Below are 19,886 nucleotides of genomic sequence, written 5' to 3'. Positions count from 1 at the left end.
CTTCTCCTGTTCTGCAACTACAGAGGGAGTGGTGTTTCCGTTCGAAAACTCTACTTCGAGCGATGCGTCAACATTAACATTCCCAGCAACCCATACTCCTAAGCCGACTGAAACATATGCTAGCCAGTTGAGAGGTTAGCCCTTAAACCCATCACACAGGCTCTGAGCTTCGGCCACATCCAGCGTGCCTTCATAAATCGCACGGCCTGTGATCGCGCCGATAATCCCCGGAGCCTTAGCATCCAGCAGCTTCTGAATATCGCCCAAGTTATGGATACCGCCCGAAGCAATTACCGGAATCGAGGTAGCTGCCGCCAAGGCCGCTGTGGCTTCCACATTGCAGCCTTGCATCATGCCGTCTTTGGAAATATCGGTATAGACGATGGCCGACACGCCGTCCGCCTGAAAACGCTTGGCCAGATCAATTACCTGTACTTGGCTGACTTCGGCCCAGCCGTCGGTGGCGACGAAACCGTCTTTGGCATCCAAACCAACGATGACTTTACCGGGGAAGGCGCGGCAGGCTTCGCCGACAAACTCCGGCTCTTTTACCGCCTTGGTGCCAATAATCACATAGCTCACGCCCGCACGGACGTAGTGCTCAATGGTTTCCAGCGAGCGAATACCGCCACCAATTTGAATCGGCAGATGGGGGTAGCGCTTGGCAATGGCAGTCACCACTTCGCCGTTGACCGGTTTGCCTTCAAAGGCACCGTTCAAATCCACCAGATGCAGGCGGCGGCAACCGGCTTCCACCCATTTGGCGGCCATGGCTACCGGATCATTGGAAAATACGGTGGCATCGTCCATCAGGCCTTGGCGCAGGCGTACGCAAGCACCGTCTTTTAAATCAATGGCTGGGATAATCAGCATGGGAAACAGTCCTTAAAAATCGGGGCGATAAACAGTCGCTGGAGGCGGAAGGCTAAAGGCTGAAGGAAAAGCGGCTCAATCCTCGTCTAGCCTCTTGCGTCCAGCCTAAAGCGCCTTACCAGCGGCCATCCCAAGCGGCGAAGTTCTGCAACAGTTGCAGGCCGTGGGTGTGGCTCTTTTCGGGGTGAAATTGCACGGCAAAGCGCGAGCCATCCGCTAAAGCAGCAGCGAAGTCCACGCCATAGTGGCCGCGCCCGACGATTTGGCGGGTATTGTCCGTTTGCACATGGTAGCTGTGGACAAAGTAGAAGCGGCCCTTGTTGGGGATACTGTGCCAGAGCGGATGATCGAGGCTTTGCTCGACTTCGTTCCAGCCCATGTGCGGCACTTTCAGGTGCTCGCCATCCTCAACCAAGCCCTTGCCGAAGAAGCGCACTTGGCCGGGGAGTAAACCGATGCAGTCCACGCCGCCGTTTTCTTCGCTGCGATCCATCAGGGCTTGCATGCCAACGCAGATGCCGAGGAAGGGGCGATCGACGCTGACTTCGCGCACCAGCGCATCAAAGCCCAAACGACGAATTTCTGCCATGCAGTCGCGGATCGCGCCCACACCGGGAAATACCACGCGGTCGGCTTCACGGATGATTTGGGCATCGCTGGTGACCAGCACACGGCCTGCGCCCACATGCTCCAGCGCTTTAGCAACCGAGTGTAGGTTGCCCATGCCATAGTCAATAACGGCGACGGTTTGCATTACAGGCATCCTTTGGTGGAGGGGGTTTGTCCGGCCATGCGCTCATCCAACTCGGCGGCCATGCGTAACGCGCGACCAAAGGCTTTGAACACGGTTTCGATCTGGTGGTGGGTGTTGGTGCCACGCAGATTGTCGATATGCAGGGTCACTTGGGCGTGATTCACAAAGCCCTGAAAGAACTCCTGAAACAAATCCACATCGAAGGTGCCAACACGGGCGCGGGTGTAGGGAATATCCATCACTAAACCGGGACGACCGGAGAAATCCACTACCACACGGGATAGGGATTCATCCAGCGGCACATAGGCATGGCCATAGCGACGGATGCCTTTCTTATCCCCCAGCGCCTTGGCAAAGGCTTGGCCGAGGGTAATGCCCACATCCTCCACCGTGTGGTGGTCGTCAATGTGCAGATCGCCGTGGCATTCAATGTCCAGATCAATCAAGCCGTGACGGGCGATTTGATCCAGCATGTGCTCCAAAAAGGGTACGCCAATGGCAAAGCGAGCTTGTCCGGTGCCATCCAGATTGATTTGGGCCTTGATTCGGGTTTCCAGCGTGTTGCGCTCGACAAGTGCCTTACGGTCAGCCATCAACTGCTCCACCAGTGGCTAAAAAAGTAGCTAATTATAGTCGTGGCCCTTGCTAGGCGGCTACCGTCACCGCTAAACGCGGGGTACACTGGTTTTTTATCCTTCGATGGGGGTCTCCCATGCCGGTTGTGGTTGAACTGCTTGGCCCAAACTTGACAGAGCAAGATCGTCAGGATTTGCTCAAAATTTATGCGGATGCCCCCGAAGGACTGCTGACCTCTGAGCAATCTATCACTACCTTGATTGAACAAGCCTCACAGGCAACCCATCTCCTTGGGGCGCGCTTTAATAGCCGCCTTTTGGGAGCCGCCGTGTTAAAACCCGAAGCCACCCATTGGACTCTGTCTCACCTGTGTGTCCGTGCCTTGACTCGGCGGAGGGGCGTAGGCTCACGCTTGCTGGACGAAGCCACTCGATTGGCTACCGAAGCCGGATTTCCCTTGCAGCTTCAGGGCGTACGCAATGAGCTGGGAGTCTTGGCTTTGATTGAGCGGGCACAAAAAGCCTAACGACAAAGTACGAACAAGCCCGCGCTTTCTTCATTGTTTATGGCTACCGTTATTAAGTAGCCACGAACAACTGCGGACATTTTTTTGACTAAAATGCCCTTCAGTGGATACGTTCAATCCCTTTATGCTTTAAATACGGATAAACCACAGGAGTGCCTTGGTATGAAGTACAGAAGCCGTAAAATGGTAAAGGGTGAAGACTTAAACGGGGCTGGCAATTTGTTTGGAGGCAAAGCACTGGCTTGGATTGATGAAGAAGCCGCTATCTACGCCTTCTGTCAACTCGGCTCGCGCAATTTAGTGACCAAAGCCATGTCCAGCATAAATTTCAATGCACCGGCCAAAATGGGCGACATCATTGAAATTGGCTGCGCGGTAGTTCGACTGGGCAAGAGCTCTATCACCGTTAAATGCAGCATGCGCAATAAAAGCACCCAGCACGAAATCATTACCGTGGAGGAGATTGTGTTTGTCAATCTGGATGACCAAGGCCGCCCACTAGCCCACGGTATTACCGAAATCAAAAACAGCGATTAAAATTCTTAACGCAGCATACTCTATGATGCGCCTGTAAAAGCCATAAGCTGTTACAGGCCAGATACCGAGTGGGAACCGGTTACCGCTATGCTTGTCTTTCCTTACGTCGAATTTTGGGTTGTTTCACATGCGCTTCTTCCTCATTCAGGCTTTGTTGCTCCTTAGCTTATGCGCCGCCCCCCATCTGCATGCCCGCAGTGTACAGGCCAGCAGCAACATGATGACCCGCTACACCGACCGCACCCTCGACTTTACTTCCGACACTACCACCTCCGTGCGGGACATGAAGGTCGTGATGGAAGCCCGCGATGATGCTGCCAGCTTTGTGGCGACGGAAGGCGCGGTTCGAGGAGCGCGCTTAGAAGCAGCACTTGTGGCCCTGCGCGAGCAATTTCCCCAAGCCCGTGCCACTTCCGATCTCGCCTTAGCTGAAGCTATCTTATCTTTGTGAGGGCTTGGTGGCTGGTACTGTGGTTAGTCAGTCCCCCAATACAGGCCGAATTAGCTTTATATCTGGCAGATGCCAGCTCACTAACTCCAGTACAGCGCCAAGCCAGCGAGCAGCTATTGGCTCAGGTGTATAGGCTACTCCCTCCGACCTTTATTCAGCGCTTGAATCAAAAGGTAGCAGTAAGCTGGCAAGATGATCTGCCTGCTCAGGTGTACGGGCGAGCTCGTACTCATCATTTGGAACTCAACCGAGGCTTTCTAGCCACACTGGCTGATGGATCAGCCCTGCATACCCCTACAGGACGCAAGCACGGTACTCTGCACCAAGAATTGGTAGCGACCCTGATCCATGAGCTAACTCACTTCTACGATCGTGCTGCCTTGTGGAGCGAACCGCAAAAAAGCCACTACAGCCACTGCCAGCAGCAACTCAAACGTTTAGGGCGGGTAGGAATATCGGAAGCCTGCCGCACTCAAAGCGAGCGCCAATACAGCCTCAGCGACGACCCTCAGTTATTAGATTTAGCGGGCTGGAACCAGCAACCCGGACAACGTGGCCAACGCAGCACCGAAAACGGCTACCAAGTCCGCAACCCTGATATTTATGAACTCAGCAATCCTCGCGAGTTTGTGGCGGTCAACCTTGAGTATTTTTTGCTTGATCCCGAATACGCCTGCCGCCGCCCATCCCTATATCGCTACTTTCAGCAGCATTTTGCATGGCAACCGAAAAACCCAGCCTGTTCTGAGGATTATCCCCTCATCAATGCCGGTCAGGATTTTGGCCGTAAACCCTTGCTGCGTTTAAATCCGCAACGGGTGTACGAGGTGGACTATCTGATTGCGGAAGCCAATCAGGAATGGGCCAGCCGTTGGGGGCACAGCATGTTGCGTTTAGTGATCTGTGCGCCCAATCGCCCACTGGGGCCAGCCTGTCGTTTGGATCTGAGTCACCATCTGGTGTTGTCCTTTCGAGCCTTTGTCAACGATGTGCAGCTGTCTAGCTGGGATGGTTTGGTGGGGGAATATCCTTCGCGCCTGTTTATCCTGCCCTTAGATCAGGTGATCGAAGAATACACCCGCATGGAGCTGCGCAGTTTGGCTTCAGTGCCGCTCAAACTCTCGCGCACCCACATCCAGCATTTAGTACAGCGCAGTATTGAGCTGCATTGGAGCTACGACGGCACCTATTATTTTTTGTCCAATAACTGCGCGGTGGAAACCCTCAACTTGCTGCGCAGCGGCACCCAACATCCTAAGCTGCAAACGCTGGACAATATCTTCCCCAATGGCTTGTTAGAGCTGATGAACACACGAGGGTTAGCCGATTACAGCAAACTGGACGACCCTAAAGAAGCATTACGACTGGGCTATCGGTTTGACTCCTACCGGGAGCGCTATGAGCGCATGTTGGGAATTTTACAGCAGCGCTTGGGAATACCTGAAAAAACCTTAGAGGCATGGTTTGCGCTCACACCGGCCCAGCGCGGTGCTTGGATCGCCCAAGCCGATCTGCCCAGCAGTGCCGCCTTATTGCTGCTGGAACAGGGCGCTTATTATCAACGTTTGTTAGCGGCTCGCGATGAAGTCAAAAACCGCTATTTAAGCCGCAGTTCAAACGCAGAGCTATTGAACCAAGCCGACGAAACCCTGCGTGCTATGTTGGCCAACAGTGGTTACCTCAGCCGCCCCGCAGAACTGCTGGAAAGCTCTGGCTACGGTATTCCCCAAGCAGACGAATGGACTGCTTTAGAACAAGCCACACAGCAACGCCAACAGACCCTAAAACACTTGGGCACACAGTTGGATCAACAGGTACGGCAGTTGCTGAATGGCTCATCCTTAAAGCAATTAGAAGCTATTGAGGCCAATTTGGCGCACATTGCGCAGCATTTACGCGACTTACATCAAAAACAAGGAGGGTTTAGGTTGCCCTAATTCCATCAACTTTTAGGACGATAGGCGCAATATCCCGGACGAGGCCCAATCTGGGGGTGATTGCGGCAAGTATCGGGGCGTTTGTCGTACACGGTGCACAGACGGCTTTTACGATCTAAGTACAGACAGTCGTCATTGGACAGGCGCGTCAGGGTAAAGCGCCCGGATTTTTGATTAAAGTGCTCAATCACGCCCTCTTTCATCAAGCGCCGAGCAATGTTTTTTAGCGGTTCATCGCGCTCAAACTCATCCACCACCCCCAAGCGAATTAAATCATTCAGACGAATTTCTGCTGGCAAAGTGCAGCAAATAGCTTGGCATCCCTGACACAGGCCATTGTAGTAGCGGGCCCAAGTCTCTAAGCGTTCGGGATCGGCAGCCGCCGTTAAGCGAGGTTTCATGCTAAGGGCTCAAAAAGCCGCATTATAGCGCTCTAGGTTGAGCCATCGCTAAGGTGCTTTGTTGAGCTTCTGGCGACCTGTCACATAGCTGCAATAATTTCGTTATCTAATTCTCGTAATAGAAACGTATTGAGGCAATTTTTCCATGAATGGCAAAAGTATCCTAATCGTCGATGACGAGGCACCGATCCGCGAAATGATCGCCGTAGCGCTGGAGATGGCCGGATACGAATGTCTGGAGGCTGAGGGCGCACAACAGGCCCACGCTTTGGTGATTGATCGTAAACCGGATCTGATTCTTATGGACTGGATGCTGCCGGGTACTTCCGGCATCGAGTTAGCCCGCCGCCTGAAGCGCGATGAAATGACGATGGATATCCCTATCGTGATGCTGACCGCCAAGGCTGAAGAAGACAACAAGGTGCAGGGATTGGACGTTGGGGCCGATGATTACATCACCAAACCCTTTTCCCCTCGGGAGCTGGTGGCACGCCTTAAAGCCGTGCTGCGCCGCGCTGGAGCCATCGACAACGAAAGCCCGATAGAAGTGGGTGGCTTAATCCTCGACCCCATCAGCCACCGCGTGACCATTGATGGCCGTCCTGCTGAAATGGGCCCCACCGAATACCGCTTACTGCAATTTTTTATGACCCACCAAGAACGTGCCTACACCCGCAGTCAACTCCTAGACCAAGTCTGGGGCGGGAATGTGTACGTTGAAGAGCGCACCGTGGATGTACACATCCGTCGTTTGCGCAAAGCCCTAGGTGAGGCTTATGAGAATTTAGTACAGACTGTGCGCGGTACGGGATACCGCTTTTCCACTAAAAACTGAAGTGAAGCACCTCAGTCAAGGAGTAATGACCCGTGAATCAAGATTGGCGTCTGGGATTAGCACGTCGCCTGCTGATTCTGACCCTATGTTGTCTGCTGCTGGGATTGATCAGTGGACATTATGGTTGGTCGTTTACGGTAGGATTGGCCATCTATTTGGTCATTACGTTGTCACAACTGCTGCATTTAAACAATTGGCTAAAACGCACCCATACCGGGGAGCATCCCCCTGAAGGCTTTGGCCTGTGGGCCGAAGTGTTCGACAAGCTCTACCAGTGGCAACGCCATGAGCAACGGGTACGCGCCAATCTGCAAGCCATTATTGACCGTGTTCAGGACTCCACCGCCGCCTTGCAGGATGCTGTGATCGTGATGCACCAAGGCAATTTAGAATGGTGCAACAAAGCCGCTGAACACCTATTAGGCCTGCGTGCCCCGCAAGATTTTGGCCAAACAGTCACTAACTTGGTGCGCCATCCAGCCTACAAAGAATACTTCGATCGAGGTCAGTACCAAGATCCCTTGGAATTGCCTTCGCCCATCAACGACCGCATCTACCTGCAATTTACCATTACCCGCTACGGTGATGGCGAATACCTGATGCTGGTGCGCGATATTACCCGTTTACATTCATTGGAACAGATGCGTAAAGACTTCGTGGCCAATGTATCCCACGAATTACGCACCCCACTCACTGTGATTGTCGGCTATCTGGAAACCCTGCTGGAACATGCCGATGAGGTCAATCCGCGCTGGGTCAAACCCTTACAACGGATGGAGCAACAAACCGAGCGCATGCGCCATCTATTGGAAGACTTGCTGCTCCTGACCAAATTAGAAACCACCCAGTATCCAGCCAGCAACCAACCCGTAGTGGTTACTAATCTACTGCAATCCATCAAAACCGATGCTCAATCCTTGTCCAGTGACAAAGGCCATGAGTTCATCTTAGAAGCCGAACCTGATTTGCTGTTTAAAGGCAGTGAGTCGGAACTACGCAGCGCCTTTTCTAATCTGGTATTCAATGCCGTAAAGTACACCCCTTCCGAGGGCAAAATTTACATCCGTTGGTGGCACGATACGCAAGGAGCCCATTTGTCGGTACAAGATAACGGCATCGGGATCGACAATAAGCATTTGCCGCGTCTGACCGAGCGTTTTTACCGGGTGGACTCCAGCCGTGCCAGCATCACAGGTGGCACAGGCTTAGGGCTAGCCATCGTCAAGCATGTACTGCTACGGCATAAGGGTTGGCTGGAAATTCAAAGCATACCCGGCCAAGGTAGCACCTTTATCTGTCATCTTCCTGCCGAGCACATGCTGATCCGCACCCCCAGCCCAACACCGATCAGGGCATAACAGATTCCGTCGGCCACAGAGGGCAGCTACCTCTTGCATTCATCTAAGCCTGCCCTCATTCTGATTAAATCTTGTTCTCTGAAAGAGTTTCCATGTCCCCCGATACTGCTGTCTCTGATCTTGCGGCTGTTTCCTATTGGGCCGATATTGGCCTAGTGCTGTTTGCCTTTCTGCTAGTGCTGCTAAATGGTTTCTTTGTGGCGGCTGAGTTTGCGATGGTCAAACTGCGCGCCACTAAGGTCGAGGCCATCGCGGCTGAAAACGGCTGGCGTGGCCAGATTTTACGCACCGTGCATGCTCAGTTGGATGCTTATTTATCCGCCTGCCAGCTCGGTATTACCCTAGCTTCGTTAGGATTGGGTTGGGTGGGCGAACCGGCTTTTGCCACCCTATTAGAACCCATGCTGCGCGAGCTTGGAGTTACCTCTGAGGTATTGATTCACGGCATTGCCTTCTTCACCGCCTTCTTCATTATTTCCTATTTGCATATTGTGATCGGTGAGTTAGCACCAAAATCTTGGGCCATCCGCCAACCTGAATTGCTGTCTCTATGGACGGCGGTTCCCCTATATTTGTTTTATTGGCTGATGTATCCGGCCATTTACCTGCTCAATGCCAGTGCCAATGGTATTTTACGCATCGCTGGACAAGGCGAAGCAGGTGCCCACCATGAGCATCTGTACTCCCGTGACGAGTTAAAACTGATTTTGCACTCCAACCGCGCCAGCGACCCGGACGATCAGGGCATGAGGGTGTTAGCTTCAGCTATGGAGCTTGGGGATTTGGAGGTAGCTGACTGGGCCAACTCGCGCGAAAACTTGGTTTACCTAGAGCGCAATGCCTCGTTAGATGAGGTATTAGCTGAGTTTCGCCGCCACAAATACAGCCGCTATCCTATATACGATGAAGCCAGCAACAGCTTTATCGGGGTACTGCACATCAAGGACTTGCTCTTACACCTATCCTTGCTGGAAATGCTGCCCTCAAGCTTTAAGCTAGATGATCTGCTGCATCCTATTGAGCGCGTTTCCCGCCATATGTCCTTATCCAGTCTGCTGGATCGCTTCCGTAGTGGAAGCTCGCACTTTGCTCTCGTGGAAGAGGCTGACCATAAAGTCATCGGCTATCTGACTATGGAAGATGTGTTGGAAACTCTGGTCGGTGATATTCAGGATGAACACCGCAAGGCCGAACGGGGAATCTTAGCCTACCAGCCGGGAAAACTCTTGGTTCAAGGTGATACACCGATATTTAAGGTCGAGCGTCTGTTAGGGATAACCCTAGAAGATATTGAAGCAGAAACCCTAGCCGGACTGATCTACGAAACCCTCAAGCGCGTTCCCACCGAGAACGAAACCCTAGAGGTCGGTGCATTGCGCATCATCATCAAAAAGATGCGCGGCCCCAAAATCGTTTTAGCTAAGGTGGTTAAACAAACTCCTGAAGCCAAGTGAAGCTAGCGGCTTAGAATCGCCTCCGCCAACTGCATATCCGTAGCCTGTAAGTCGGGTTGTTGTTGGCGGATCAGAGTGAGCGCGGCTTCAAGATAAGCACCGCGCTGTTCCCCATGAGTGGCCACATAACGAGCGGCATCGTCACGAGCGGCTAACACCACTTTGTCATCGTCCCTTGATGAGGTGGCATCGGAAGTGGCATCGGTGGCATTGGTCAGGCCACCGGAAATCATATCCGTCATCGCTGTGGAACTCATGGCTTGGCACAAGCCAGCGGAGGTGAGGCCAATCAGCAATCCTAAAATCCGCATTGAATGCTGCATGAAAAACTCCTAAGTCAAAAATCTAAAAGCGCGTCCGATATAGGGGCGCGCTTTTAGAATGGAATGCTGGGCTAATACTTTGGACTAGCGATGGTGCTTATGCCAGTGCTTAGAATGCCCTTTACCACGACGATGATCTTCATCATAGCGACGAACATGGCGGGACTTACTGCGTTTATCCCGATCGTCATCGGCGTAGGCATTACCTAAGGCACCGCCCGCTGCACCACCGATGGCAGCACCTACAACGCCACCGGTACTACCGCTGACTTGTCGGCCGATTACGTTACCACCCGCAGCCCCCAGAGCACCACCAATGGCAGACTCCGTCCGGCGGCCATCACGCGCCCCCACAGCGCCACCCGCTGCACCACCTACACCCGCGCCTATGGTTGCACCGGTTGATCCACCTATTTGTTGGCCAACCACACTGCCTAAGGCTCCGCCCAATGCGCCCCCAATAGCGGTTTCCGTTTTTTCACCCCCTATCGCCTGATGGCTCAGCGATAGACTCAAACCCAACAGAACAATAGATAGGTATTTCATAGAGGTTTCCTTGTACAAATCCGTCTGGCCGATAAAGCCTGTGCTACCTAAAGTCTGAGCAAAGACCACCAGAGGTTCAGTGTGAACTCGGATTACTTACTTAAATTAGAAATAACCTAAAAATAGAAGTTCCCCATCAGCATTCTGGATGAGCCTAAGGGATGGCAAGGAAGGGGGTACGGTAACACTAAGCCGTACCCCAAAAGCACCTAGTTGCTGTCGCGGCGGCTGACTAACAGGCCTTTTCTGCTGCCACTAGGAGGACAATTTAAGAAGGCGGAGTTTTGTAACCAATTTTGATCAGGATACCAAGAAAACATAAATTGGCCTCCCTTCAAATTATCGACCACCATTTTAGCCACCTCAGGACGTACTGCTGGGCAGCCTTGACTGCGACCAATGCGGCCTTGGCGGCTGATCCAAGTAGGATCGACATAATCCGCAGCGTGAATAACAATGGCACGATCTCGGGCGCGATCATTGACACCCGGTTCAAGGCCATCCATGCGCAGGGAATATCCGTGCGTCCCGTAGTAACTTTCTTGAGTTACAAACAGGCCGATACTGGATTGATGACTGCCTTCATGATTCGAGAACCGCGTCGCCAGATTTTCGCCCGAATTTTGACCGTGGGCGACAAAATCCTCTAACACCAGCTTTCTCTTATTCAGGTCAAAAATCCAAAGGCGAGGCTCGGAAGAGGGAAGGCTGTAGTCAATAACAGCAAGGCGCTGGGCGGGCGTGGCTCCATGTCGAACCGCACACTGCATCGCTTGTACCGCATTATTTAACACATAGCGGTCTAAACTAGGGGCCGCACGTGCCAAGGTATCCACTAATGCTTCAGAACCAGATGCTGCAAAAACGAGTGAAGAAAACGCAAAAAGACCTGCCGCAAGGCTAAGTCTCCGTAGTAATGTGGGCATGGGCTAAAAAGGCCTCGTGTAATCTAACCTCCAGCGGCACATGGAACATCCGATAGACTTCCAAAGGAGCCGCCCTGCTGTTTGCGCGCTGGAGTCTAACAGCCAAAAACCGCTTATGTGGAGAAACGTGTTGTTCAAAAAATCGGTACTCTGTCTATTGCTATGGGGTGCATCCAGCCTCGCCAGAGCCTTGGCCAATACAGAGGTCGGAGAGACGCTGACTGAAGCGCCTTCAACACCGGCACCTCCAGTGCTTCAGGTATTGGAGCGCCCGGCCACCCTATGCCCTCAAACCCAGTTGTTAGATCCAGATACACCATTCTGGCAAGTACTGCATGGTTTTTACCAACGCCACGCTTACGCTTTAGCATGGCAGGAAGCACAGCATCAAAGTCGCTTAAAAGCTGAGTTAGAGCATTTGGCAGATGATGGGCTAGATCCTGAGTTGTATCACCTTGATCTGCTGCAACCATCAGCCAGCGAATCCCATGCCTCCGAGATCGCAGCAGCCTGCGCGGACGTGCAGATTAGCCAAATTTATCTCATGGCGTTGCGACATCTGTCGCAAGGTTTGCTGGATCAGTCCCGCTTAGAGCCCATTTGGTATGCTGAGGGTGTAGGCAAAGACCGTCTTAGCACCCTATTGAATCTGGCCGATCAGGGTTGGAATAATCCGGCGCAGGCCTTTAGCCAAGCACGGCCTAGCTTGGATCTTTACACCAATCTGCGCCGACTCTATGCCCAGTTGCGGCAAAAAGCCGGTAAGCCACTGGGACAACCTGTGCCCGCTGGCCCGACCCTGCGCCCGGGTATGGACGATGAGCGCGTTCCGGTATTGGTACAGCGCCTCTACAAAGCCGGTTATCTGAAAAAACCCAGCAATGGCGTGGAAGACAACAGCCGACTCTACTCCGATACAGTGGCCAAGGCAGTTGCAGCTTTTCAAAAACGCAACGGTCTGTCAGCCGATGGTCTACTGGGCGAGCAAACCCGCACGACCTTGAACATCGACCACAGTGCTCGTTTGGATCAACTGCGGATTAACTTAGAGCGCCTACGCTGGGTGGCCTATGACACCGAGCCAGATATGCTGCTGGTGGATGTCACTGGAGCCCGTCTCATCTACTACCGCAATCAGCAGCCGGTTTGGTCTACCCGCACCCAAGTAGGTCAACCGGATCGCGCCACGCCTTTGCTACGCTCTACGGTCAATCGTTTAACCCTTAACCCGACTTGGACGGTTCCTCCTACCATTTTGAAAGAGGATAAGCTGCCTCGAATTCGGCGCAATCCCAGTTACCTTCAGCAGCACGGGATTCAGGTGTTGAACTTGGAAGGCCAGCCGATCAGCCCCAGCAGTGTGGACTGGAATAATCCTAAAGGTATTCGGCTACGCCAACAGGCGGGCCCGAACAATCCTTTAGGGCAGGTAGCCATTCGCTTTCCCAATCCCTTTGCGGTTTACCTACACGATACGCCCAGCCGTCACCTATTTTCTCGCGATACCCGTGCGTTAAGCTCTGGCTGTGTGCGGGTAGAGCAGGCGCTCAAGTTGGTGGATGTATTGCTAACCGACCCCGAACGCGATCCGGTCAAACAAATACTGGGTACGGGTAAAACCAGTCAGTACCGGCTGGATCAACCCGTCCCGATTTTGATTGGTTACTGGACTGCGGATGTGGATAGCAAGGGGCAAATCCAATACCGGGCGGATGTCTATCAGAAAGATCCTGCACTGCTGGCGGCTTGGCGGGCGGGACGTCCTAGCCTGCCGTGATACTCGCTCAGTGGTTTTTCAGGTGTGCAGCTAAGGCACTGTCCATAGTCTTAGCATGCACATCAAACCACGCGGGCAAACTCTCCTTCAGCCACGCCTTGGCCATTGCCGTGCGTCCTAGAGATAAACGCTGACAAAAGCGGTTCATATCGCCCAAAATACGCTGGTGATCCGCTCGATGCTCTGCATAAGCGGGATAGACTGAGGTTAGCATCCGTGCTTCTTCTTCAGCAAAATGCTGGTGGGTGTGTTCAAACAGGGCTTGAAAGTGCTTCACAAACTCAGGGCCGTCCGCTTGAACTGTGGTTAGGCAAAGCTGGAGGAAGGCTTGGTGTGTATCATCCATAGCCTTATCGCCTAGGGTATAGGCGGCAAAATCATCCAATAGTTGTTGCGTACTTAGCATAGAAGCTCCGTTATTCAGTGTCTGCTAGATGTTCTAGCAAGGGTATCAGTAAGCGTTGTGCGAGGGATTCAAAGGCTGTATCTAAAGCCTCTCGATCCCGAAAAGCTAAGGCATTCCAAAACTCTTGCCCCTCACCACCTTGGTAATCGTTGCCCTGCCATGCTTGATAGGCACGATCTCGGGCTACTTCTAGGGGATCTTTTTTGCTGCTTCTCTGTTGCAAAGCACCTGCAAAGGCGTAGCTGCTACGAGCAAATAAGGGCAATGGCTGTTGGTGCGCTTGAAGGCAGGCTTCTAACCAAGGGTTGAGCAAAGCCCGCGCCTGATCAGGGTGCAATGGCGGTAATACCCAATCTTGTTCGGGAGTTAGCAAGCGGCTGGTATTCTTACTTTCGTTGGGATTTAAGTTGAGTAATAAATGCCGCAGCCAAAATGCAGTTTTATCCCAATTGCTGGCCTCAGTGAGTTTCCAAGCAAATAGTCCCTTGGAAGTGACTCCGTTAAGCCAACCACAAAGGCGCAACTTCTGATCTAAAGACTCATCAATCCACATGGCCCAAGGTGCTTCTTGGGGGCGCTCTTGCAACAGACGCGGCGCAAAGGCTTGTACCGGAGCCCGTACACTCCCCCAATGTGCCGTACCCAAGGCACCGGTAGGCAGCCAACCGGCTGAGCGGGCCAAATGCAGCTCATCCTCAACACTCCACTGATATTCACAAGCGCTTAGGGCCAGATGCTGCACTTGCTTGCTTGCCCCGCGATCCAGCTCAAAGGGTTCGTTAGGCTCAATGGCTTGTTGTAAATCGGGGCGCTGAATGCCCAAGCGTTGTTGCAAAAAGAAACGGGCCGGATGCTGTAGACACTGAATAAAGCGTTCAGGATCTAAACTGAGCTCCGTGTCGTTTAAGGACAACTCAGTAGCGACAAAGGGCATGGCCGATTGAGCAGACTCAGCCAGTTGTTGAGCCGCCTTAAACCAAGGCCGCGCAAAGCCGCTGTGAGCTCCTTGCTGAAAACTGCAAGGAGCAAAGGGTTGTAAGGGGTGCTGATGGACAATCACTTGGCTGACTTTAGGCTCACTGGATTCGACTGAGTCCAAATAAGCCGTTTGGTCTACTACTTCTAACAATTCACTGATCAACACCGAAGGCGGCAAGGCTTTGTTGTCACGCGGACTTAAGCCCACATAGCTTAGGTACAACCCCTGACGCGCCGACATTAGGGCTTCTAGCAGCAAATAACGGTCGTCCAAGCGCCGGGTGCGATCCCCACGCCGAGGGTGGCGGGCAATCAGATCAAAGCCCGCTGCTGGAGTTCGACGCGGAAAGGCCCCATCGTTGAGCCCCAACAAACAAATGACTTTAAAGGGCAGGCTGCGCATGGGCACCATAGTGCAGAAGGTCACCATGCCGGTTAAAAAGCCGGTGGTGCTGGCCGTGCTTTCTAAGGCGCTGGTCAGACGTTGCCGCACCAGCTCCAAGGGAATGGGTAAATCCATCTGGCTGATTCGGGCTTGCTCGCGCAGATCAGCACAGGCGCGGGTCAGTAGCATCAGGGTATCACCCGCCTCCTGCTCATCAAAGAGTAACTCTAAAAGCTCCAGCAAGGTGTCAGCCCATGCTGTCAGCGGACGGGGATGAGCCAGTTGCTCCGCCAACTGCCCCAGTTGATGTACCAAATCCGCTAAACGCCCCAGGAGCTCCCCCCGCGAGCCCTCTACCGCATCTAAGGGCCAATGATCGTAGAGCAAGGGCGGTGCGTCCTGTGCCAACTGAGGCGGGGCAGCAAAGCCCAGCAGCAGCCGATCCAACCCCTGTTGCCAAGTAAAATCGGGGGTTTCCGGCAGTTTTAACTGAGCGCGTTGTCGAGCATCGCGTCCCCAACGCACGCCAGCCTGCTGCAACCAAAAACGCACCAGTGGCAGATCTTTTTCCTCAATGCCTACCCGCCGCGCTAAAGCCGGTTGATGCAGCCAAGTGAGTAACTCTTCGGCACTAAAGCGGCTATCGGGCAAACTTAGAAGCTGCAAAAAATGCTCAATCAGGGGGATTTCGGTGCGCAGGCCTCGATCCGCCAAGCTGTAAGGGATGCGCGGCACCTCGGCACGCGGCGCAAACACCGCGTCAATAAAGGGCGCATACACCTCAATATCCGGGGTGAGTACCACTACTTGATCGGGGGTTAGCTCGGGATCAGCGGCAAAACGGGCCAGCAGTTGATCGTGCAGAATTTCCACTTCACGCAAGGCCGAGTGGGCAATGTGTACCTCTAAAGAACGATCCTGAGCTTGGAAGGCAATGCGCTCATCCTCAGGTCGGGTGCGCAGGCGGATAATGTCGTTTTGCAAGGCTTTGAGCAGACTGCTGTCGTCCAGCTCATCATCCTCAGGGTAAACGCCCGTTTCTTGCCCTTGGCTATCGGCAATCAAGCTGAACAAACCATCGAAAAAATCCCGCCCTTGCTTGCCCAAACTGGCCAGCAGCGGATTGCCCAAGTCCAGATACCACTCATCGGGGGACAGCGGCGCTTGATGGTCGAATCGGGCTTGTTCGCGTAAATCCCGAATATCGCCCCAGGATTCGCGGGTGGGATTGATGGCAAAGCAAAAAATCTGCGTGTGTTGTGCCAAGCCTTCCAGCACCCGCAAATGATGTACCGGCAGACTGCTGATGCCGAACAAAATCAAACGTTCTGGGATCCCAGCAATAGGCTCAGGATCAAACAAGCGCTTGAGCACCGTCTCCAATACCCGTGCTCGATGAGGGTGGCCGTCTCGGGTCAGCTCGCGCCATAAAAAGGCTTGCCAATCCTCATCCGGCCCTAAACTCAGTAACTTTCCCTGCTCCCAAGCGGCTAACCAATCATCGCGGTACAACAGGTACTGGTCGAATACGTCGGCAATTTTGGCGGCTAACCCCAATCGGCGCTGTTCATCACACTGACTCAGATAGTTTTCCAGTCGAGGGACTTGCCTCAGATTGTGCTCATCCTTTAACCAGGCATACAGCCGCCAACTGAGGTTAATCGGGTTGAAGGCGGACTGCTCCGGCAAACTACCCAATACGGTGCGGGCTAACGACCAAATAAAGGAGGATGGCAGCTCCATGTTCAACTGCATGGCAATGCCTTGTCGCCGTGCTAACTGTAAGGTCAGCCAGCGCCCCATGCCTTGGCTGGGCACCACAAAAGCCTCTGGCGCTAAGGGATTAGCACGAGGCTTTTTGAGCACCTCTAAAGCTAATTCGCTGAGGTCTTCTAAATCTGCGGCATGAAAAAGAGTCAGCATGGCGATCCTTCGGCAACCTAGGGGAATCAGAGGGTTTTATTGTGCCAGAAGGCAGTCATTCGGCTAAATCCGGGGCAAGCCAGCGCGTTTAGAAATGCTGGGCCTCCTGCACAAACTCCTCGCGGACAATCCAAAGCCCACAGAGTCCCTTTTGTTTGCCCTGCTTCGCGCATTCGGGTAGTTTTGCCGCGTTCCCGTACTCCTAGGAGTGCTTCCCCTTTCCTCGTCACGGACATCGGTTTCCATGGCTCAATACGTCTATACCATGCATCGGCTGAGCAAAGTTGTGCCGCCGAAGCGTGAAATTTTGAAAAACATCTCCCTGTCCTTCTTCCCCGGCGCAAAAATTGGCGTGCTGGGTTTGAACGGTGCGGGTAAATCTACCCTGCTGCGCATCATGGCGGGTGTGGACACCGAGTTCGACGGTGAAGCCCGCCCCATGCCCGGCATCAAGGTCGGCTACTTGCCCCAAGAGCCGCAGCTTGATCCCAGCAAAACCGTGCGCGACATCGTCGAAGAAGCGGTCGGCGAAATCAAAGAGGCTCAAGCCAAGCTGGATGCTGTGTACGCCGCCTATGCCGAGCCGGATGCTGACTTCGATGCACTGGCCGCCGAGCAAGCGCGCTTAGAAGCCATTTTGCAAGCCGCCGATGGCCACAATCTGGAGCGCCAACTGGAAGTCGCGGCTGATGCGCTGCGTCTGCCCCAGTGGGATGCCAAAATCGAGCACCTGTCGGGTGGTGAAAAACGCCGCGTGGCTCTGTGCCGCCTGCTGCTGTCCGCGCCCGACATGCTGCTGCTCGACGAACCCACCAACCACTTGGATGCCGACTCCGTGGCGTGGCTGGAACGCTTCCTCCACGACTTCCCCGGCACCGTGGTAGCCATTACCCACGATCGTTACTTCCTCGACAACGTCGCGGGCTGGATTCTGGAGCTCGACCGTGGACAAGGCATCCCCTTCGAGGGCAACTACTCCCAATGGCTGGCCTCCAAAGCCGACCGTTTAGCCCAAGAAGCCAAACAAGAAGCCGCCCACGCCAAAGCCATGAAGGCCGAATTGGAATGGGTACGCCAAGGGGCGAAAGGCCGCCAAGCCAAGTCCAAGGCTCGCCTGCAACGCTTTGAGGAAATGCAATCGCAGGAATTCCAAAAGCGCAGCGAAACCAACGAAATTTACATTCCCGCTGGCCCGCGTTTGGGCGACAAGGTCATCGAGTTCAACGGCGTCTGCAAAGGCTACGGCGACCGCCAACTGATCGACAACCTGTCCTTCAGCCTGCCCAAGGGCGCGATTGTCGGGGTGATCGGCGGGAACGGCGCGGGTAAATCCACCCTGTTCCGCATGATCCTCGGCAAAGAGCAACCGGATGCCGGCAGCATTGAACTGGGTGATACCGTACAAATCGCCAGCGTGGATCAAAGCCGCGACAGCCTTGACGGCAACAAAACCGTCTGGGAGCAAGTATCCGACGGTTTGGATCTGATCAAGGTTGGTAACTACGAAGTGCCTTCGCGGGGCTATGTGGGCCGCTTTAACTTTAAGGGTGCGGATCAGCAGAAGTTCGTTAAAGACCTGTCCGGTGGTGAGCGTGGCCGTCTGCATTTGGCCCTAACCCTGAAACAAGGCGGCAACGTGCTGCTGCTCGATGAACCGTCCAACGACTTGGACGTGGAAACCCTGCGCGCGCTGGAAGAGGCACTGTTGGACTTCCCCGGATCGGCCATCGTGATTTCCCACGATCGCTGGTTCTTGGATCGGATTGCCACCCACATTCTGTCCTACGAGGACGACGGTCAGGTGTACTTCTTTGAAGGCAACTACACCGACTACGAAGCCGACCGTAAGAAGCGTCTGGGTGAAGCCGCGGCACAACCCCACCGCGTGCGCTACAAAAAGCTGGCCTAATTGAGGCTTCGAAGCCCCTGCTTTAAGGGGCTTCTCCTCATGCTAAACAGCGCGAGCGGCACTAGATTTGCTTAAAGCTAAATCGACTTTAATGCTGTTCTAGCCACCTATTTGATACAGACCCCGAACATCATTAAATCGGCCCCGCTTTAGGACATCCACTAAGCCTAAAGCACTCGCTGCCCCCCACTACGGAGATTCAAAGCACCATGTACAACTTTATGGCTCGTTGGGCTGAACGTTTACGATTTTGGCTGCTCTACATAGCCGAAAAAATCGGGCAAGCCCTGAATAAAACGACCTATTATCTGGCACGCCCCGCTTCTGAAGAGCATGCCACGCCCCAAAACCACGTAGCAGAACGGCTGCGGGTACGTCTTCACAAACACGCGGATGCCTTTGGCAACCTGTTTGTGGAAACCTTCCACTACCTGTCCCTCTTTGTGATTGGTGGTTGCATTATTTGGGCCGCCGTCGAGTCCTTCGATCTGATGATCGAACGAGGGCACTCCACCATTGACGACATCCTGCTGTTTTTCATCTATTTGGAGTTGGGTGCTATGGTGGGCATCTACTTCAAAACCAACCGTATGCCGGTTCGCTTCCTGATTTACGTCTCCATTACCGCCCTAACTCGGATGCTGATTGGCGATATCCAGCACAACCACAAGCCCAGCATGGGCATTGTTATGGTGTGCGGCGCGATTCTATTGCTGGCCATCGCTAACCTGATTGTGCGCTATGGTTCCTATCGCTTCCCCTCCTCGGGCTCACATGATGGCGTAGTACGCCCGAAAATTCAGGCCCAAGCGAGTGACAGCGATTGATCCAAATACTGGACTCCGCTGGAATAACAAGAATTTCTAGCCCTGAGGTGTATTACTCAACTCCTTGAGTAGTTCATCAAAAGCTCAGGGCAATTCCTCCCACCAAAGCCAGTGCTCTAAGAGCTGGCTTTGGTCAGTCTAAAATGCCTCCCTGAAAAAGACTTTAGCGCCGTATGAGCAGTGC

At 53.6% G+C, this 19,886-nt stretch carries 19 protein-coding genes; 10 read left to right on the top strand and 9 right to left on the bottom strand.

Annotated elements, in window-relative coordinates:
• Nucleotides 1–135: 135 nt before the first annotated feature.
• The 3 genes from hisA to hisB all read right to left on the bottom strand — a co-directional run bounded on the left by hisA (nt 136) and on the right by hisB (nt 2,220).
• Entirely contained in the window at nt 136–873 is a 738-nt protein-coding gene (gene hisA / locus LX59_RS08360; protein ID WP_144571395.1) for a 1-(5-phosphoribosyl)-5-[(5-phosphoribosylamino)methylideneamino]imidazole-4-carboxamide isomerase, read from the bottom strand.
• A gap of 115 nt (nt 874–988) precedes the next feature.
• On the bottom strand, nt 989–1,627 hold the full coding sequence (hisH, locus tag LX59_RS08355) for an imidazole glycerol phosphate synthase subunit HisH (RefSeq protein ID WP_144571394.1): 639 nt from the start codon (nt 1,625–1,627) through the stop codon (nt 989–991).
• Nucleotides 1,627–2,220, bottom strand: a complete 594-nt coding sequence (gene hisB, locus LX59_RS08350) for an imidazoleglycerol-phosphate dehydratase HisB (protein WP_144571393.1) — start codon at nt 2,218–2,220, stop codon at nt 1,627–1,629. The genes hisH and hisB overlap by 1 nt, the downstream gene beginning before the upstream one ends.
• A 119-nt stretch (nt 2,221–2,339) precedes the next feature.
• On the opposite strand from hisB, the gene LX59_RS08345 reads away from it, so the two are divergent.
• From LX59_RS08345 to LX59_RS08330, 4 genes are all read left to right on the top strand, one after another.
• The gene (locus tag LX59_RS08345; RefSeq protein WP_144571392.1) at nt 2,340–2,729 is read left to right on the top strand and encodes an acetyl-CoA sensor PanZ family protein; all 390 of its coding nucleotides are present in this window, start codon (nt 2,340–2,342) and stop codon (nt 2,727–2,729) included.
• A 162-nt stretch (nt 2,730–2,891) separates the two neighbouring features.
• On the top strand, nt 2,892–3,266 hold the full coding sequence (locus LX59_RS08340) for an acyl-CoA thioesterase (RefSeq protein ID WP_144571391.1): 375 nt from the start codon (nt 2,892–2,894) through the stop codon (nt 3,264–3,266).
• Between the two features lie 127 nt (nt 3,267–3,393).
• Nucleotides 3,394–3,717 (top strand): DUF2388 domain-containing protein, encoded by a 324-nt coding sequence (locus tag LX59_RS08335; RefSeq protein WP_144571390.1) that lies wholly within the window; start codon nt 3,394–3,396, stop codon nt 3,715–3,717.
• Nucleotides 3,714–5,654 carry a DUF7844 domain-containing protein gene (locus LX59_RS08330; RefSeq protein WP_246118714.1) on the top strand — a complete coding sequence of 647 codons (1,941 nt, stop codon included), beginning with the start codon at nt 3,714–3,716 and terminating at the stop codon, nt 5,652–5,654. The genes LX59_RS08335 and LX59_RS08330 overlap by 4 nt, the downstream gene beginning before the upstream one ends.
• Before the next feature lie 5 nt (nt 5,655–5,659).
• Here the strand turns inward: LX59_RS08330 and LX59_RS08325 are convergent, their stop codons facing one another.
• Nucleotides 5,660–6,055, bottom strand: coding sequence for a YkgJ family cysteine cluster protein (locus tag LX59_RS08325; RefSeq protein ID WP_144571388.1), 396 nt, complete (start codon nt 6,053–6,055; stop codon nt 5,660–5,662).
• Nucleotides 6,056–6,200: 145 nt separating this feature from the next.
• Between LX59_RS08325 and phoB the strand changes: the two genes are divergently transcribed.
• The 3 genes from phoB (at nt 6,201) to LX59_RS08310 (ending at nt 9,702) form a co-directional block, all read left to right on the top strand.
• The gene (phoB, locus tag LX59_RS08320) at nt 6,201–6,890 is read left to right on the top strand and encodes a phosphate regulon transcriptional regulator PhoB (RefSeq protein WP_144571387.1); all 690 of its coding nucleotides are present in this window, start codon (nt 6,201–6,203) and stop codon (nt 6,888–6,890) included.
• A gap of 32 nt (nt 6,891–6,922) precedes the next feature.
• Nucleotides 6,923–8,248 (top strand): phosphate regulon sensor histidine kinase PhoR, encoded by a 1,326-nt coding sequence (gene phoR / locus LX59_RS08315; protein ID WP_144571386.1) that lies wholly within the window; start codon nt 6,923–6,925, stop codon nt 8,246–8,248.
• Nucleotides 8,249–8,340: 92 nt separating this feature from the next.
• Nucleotides 8,341–9,702: a hemolysin family protein gene (locus tag LX59_RS08310; RefSeq protein ID WP_144571385.1), complete on the top strand. Its 1,362-nt coding sequence runs from the start codon at nt 8,341–8,343 to the stop codon at nt 9,700–9,702.
• A gap of 2 nt (nt 9,703–9,704) precedes the next feature.
• Here the strand turns inward: LX59_RS08310 and LX59_RS08305 are convergent, their stop codons facing one another.
• From LX59_RS08305 to LX59_RS08295, 3 genes are all read right to left on the bottom strand, one after another.
• Complete coding sequence (locus LX59_RS08305) at nt 9,705–10,025, bottom strand: DUF2388 domain-containing protein (protein ID WP_425457484.1); 321 nt, start codon at nt 10,023–10,025, stop codon at nt 9,705–9,707.
• Nucleotides 10,026–10,109: 84 nt separating this feature from the next.
• Nucleotides 10,110–10,571: a glycine zipper domain-containing protein gene (locus tag LX59_RS08300; RefSeq protein ID WP_144571384.1), complete on the bottom strand. Its 462-nt coding sequence runs from the start codon at nt 10,569–10,571 to the stop codon at nt 10,110–10,112.
• Nucleotides 10,572–10,780: 209 nt separating this feature from the next.
• Nucleotides 10,781–11,497 carry a murein L,D-transpeptidase catalytic domain family protein gene (locus LX59_RS08295; protein WP_144571383.1) on the bottom strand — a complete coding sequence of 239 codons (717 nt, stop codon included), beginning with the start codon at nt 11,495–11,497 and terminating at the stop codon, nt 10,781–10,783.
• A 127-nt stretch (nt 11,498–11,624) separates the two neighbouring features.
• On the opposite strand from LX59_RS08295, the gene LX59_RS08290 reads away from it, so the two are divergent.
• Nucleotides 11,625–13,274 (top strand): L,D-transpeptidase family protein, encoded by a 1,650-nt coding sequence (locus LX59_RS08290; RefSeq protein ID WP_170234353.1) that lies wholly within the window; start codon nt 11,625–11,627, stop codon nt 13,272–13,274.
• Between the two features lie 7 nt (nt 13,275–13,281).
• Here the strand turns inward: LX59_RS08290 and LX59_RS08285 are convergent, their stop codons facing one another.
• Nucleotides 13,282–13,680 (bottom strand): bacteriohemerythrin, encoded by a 399-nt coding sequence (locus tag LX59_RS08285; protein ID WP_144571381.1) that lies wholly within the window; start codon nt 13,678–13,680, stop codon nt 13,282–13,284.
• 10 nt (nt 13,681–13,690) lie between these two features.
• Nucleotides 13,691–16,966: an exodeoxyribonuclease V subunit gamma gene (gene recC, locus LX59_RS08280; protein WP_144571380.1), complete on the bottom strand. Its 3,276-nt coding sequence runs from the start codon at nt 16,964–16,966 to the stop codon at nt 13,691–13,693.
• 244 nt (nt 16,967–17,210) lie between these two features.
• On the opposite strand from recC, the gene ettA reads away from it, so the two are divergent.
• Together ettA and LX59_RS08270 are read left to right on the top strand one after the other, a co-directional pair.
• Nucleotides 17,211–18,875 (top strand): energy-dependent translational throttle protein EttA, encoded by a 1,665-nt coding sequence (gene ettA, locus LX59_RS08275; RefSeq protein ID WP_144571379.1) that lies wholly within the window; start codon nt 17,211–17,213, stop codon nt 18,873–18,875.
• Between the two features lie 308 nt (nt 18,876–19,183).
• Nucleotides 19,184–19,702, top strand: coding sequence for a phosphate-starvation-inducible protein PsiE (locus LX59_RS08270; protein ID WP_246118722.1), 519 nt, complete (start codon nt 19,184–19,186; stop codon nt 19,700–19,702).
• The last annotated feature ends 184 nt before the right edge of the window (nt 19,703–19,886 follow it).

Source organism: Azomonas agilis, assembly GCF_007830255.1.
In the GTDB taxonomy this organism is placed as follows: domain Bacteria; phylum Pseudomonadota; class Gammaproteobacteria; order Pseudomonadales; family Pseudomonadaceae; genus Azomonas; species Azomonas agilis.
The sequence above is the reverse complement of the archived record's forward strand: the minus strand, read 5'-3'. Positions and strand labels throughout refer to the sequence as shown.

Coding starts and splice junctions, on each gene's coding strand:
- LX59_RS08295 (WP_144571383.1), bottom strand. CDS start 11,497: ATGCCCACATTACTACGGAGACTTAGCCTTGCGGCAGGTCTTTTTGCG.
- recC (WP_144571380.1), bottom strand. CDS start 16,966: ATGCTGACTCTTTTTCATGCCGCAGATTTAGAAGACCTCAGCGAATTA.
- LX59_RS08345 (WP_144571392.1), top strand. CDS start 2,340: ATGCCGGTTGTGGTTGAACTGCTTGGCCCAAACTTGACAGAGCAAGAT.
- hisA (WP_144571395.1), bottom strand. CDS start 873: ATGCTGATTATCCCAGCCATTGATTTAAAAGACGGTGCTTGCGTACGC.
- LX59_RS08325 (WP_144571388.1), bottom strand. CDS start 6,055: ATGAAACCTCGCTTAACGGCGGCTGCCGATCCCGAACGCTTAGAGACT.
- LX59_RS08310 (WP_144571385.1), top strand. CDS start 8,341: ATGTCCCCCGATACTGCTGTCTCTGATCTTGCGGCTGTTTCCTATTGG.
- LX59_RS08305 (WP_425457484.1), bottom strand. CDS start 10,025: ATGCAGCATTCAATGCGGATTTTAGGATTGCTGATTGGCCTCACCTCC.
- phoB (WP_144571387.1), top strand. CDS start 6,201: ATGAATGGCAAAAGTATCCTAATCGTCGATGACGAGGCACCGATCCGC.
- LX59_RS08340 (WP_144571391.1), top strand. CDS start 2,892: ATGAAGTACAGAAGCCGTAAAATGGTAAAGGGTGAAGACTTAAACGGG.
- hisH (WP_144571394.1), bottom strand. CDS start 1,627: ATGCAAACCGTCGCCGTTATTGACTATGGCATGGGCAACCTACACTCG.
- ettA (WP_144571379.1), top strand. CDS start 17,211: ATGGCTCAATACGTCTATACCATGCATCGGCTGAGCAAAGTTGTGCCG.
- hisB (WP_144571393.1), bottom strand. CDS start 2,220: ATGGCTGACCGTAAGGCACTTGTCGAGCGCAACACGCTGGAAACCCGA.
- LX59_RS08285 (WP_144571381.1), bottom strand. CDS start 13,680: ATGCTAAGTACGCAACAACTATTGGATGATTTTGCCGCCTATACCCTA.
- LX59_RS08300 (WP_144571384.1), bottom strand. CDS start 10,571: ATGAAATACCTATCTATTGTTCTGTTGGGTTTGAGTCTATCGCTGAGC.
- LX59_RS08335 (WP_144571390.1), top strand. CDS start 3,394: ATGCGCTTCTTCCTCATTCAGGCTTTGTTGCTCCTTAGCTTATGCGCC.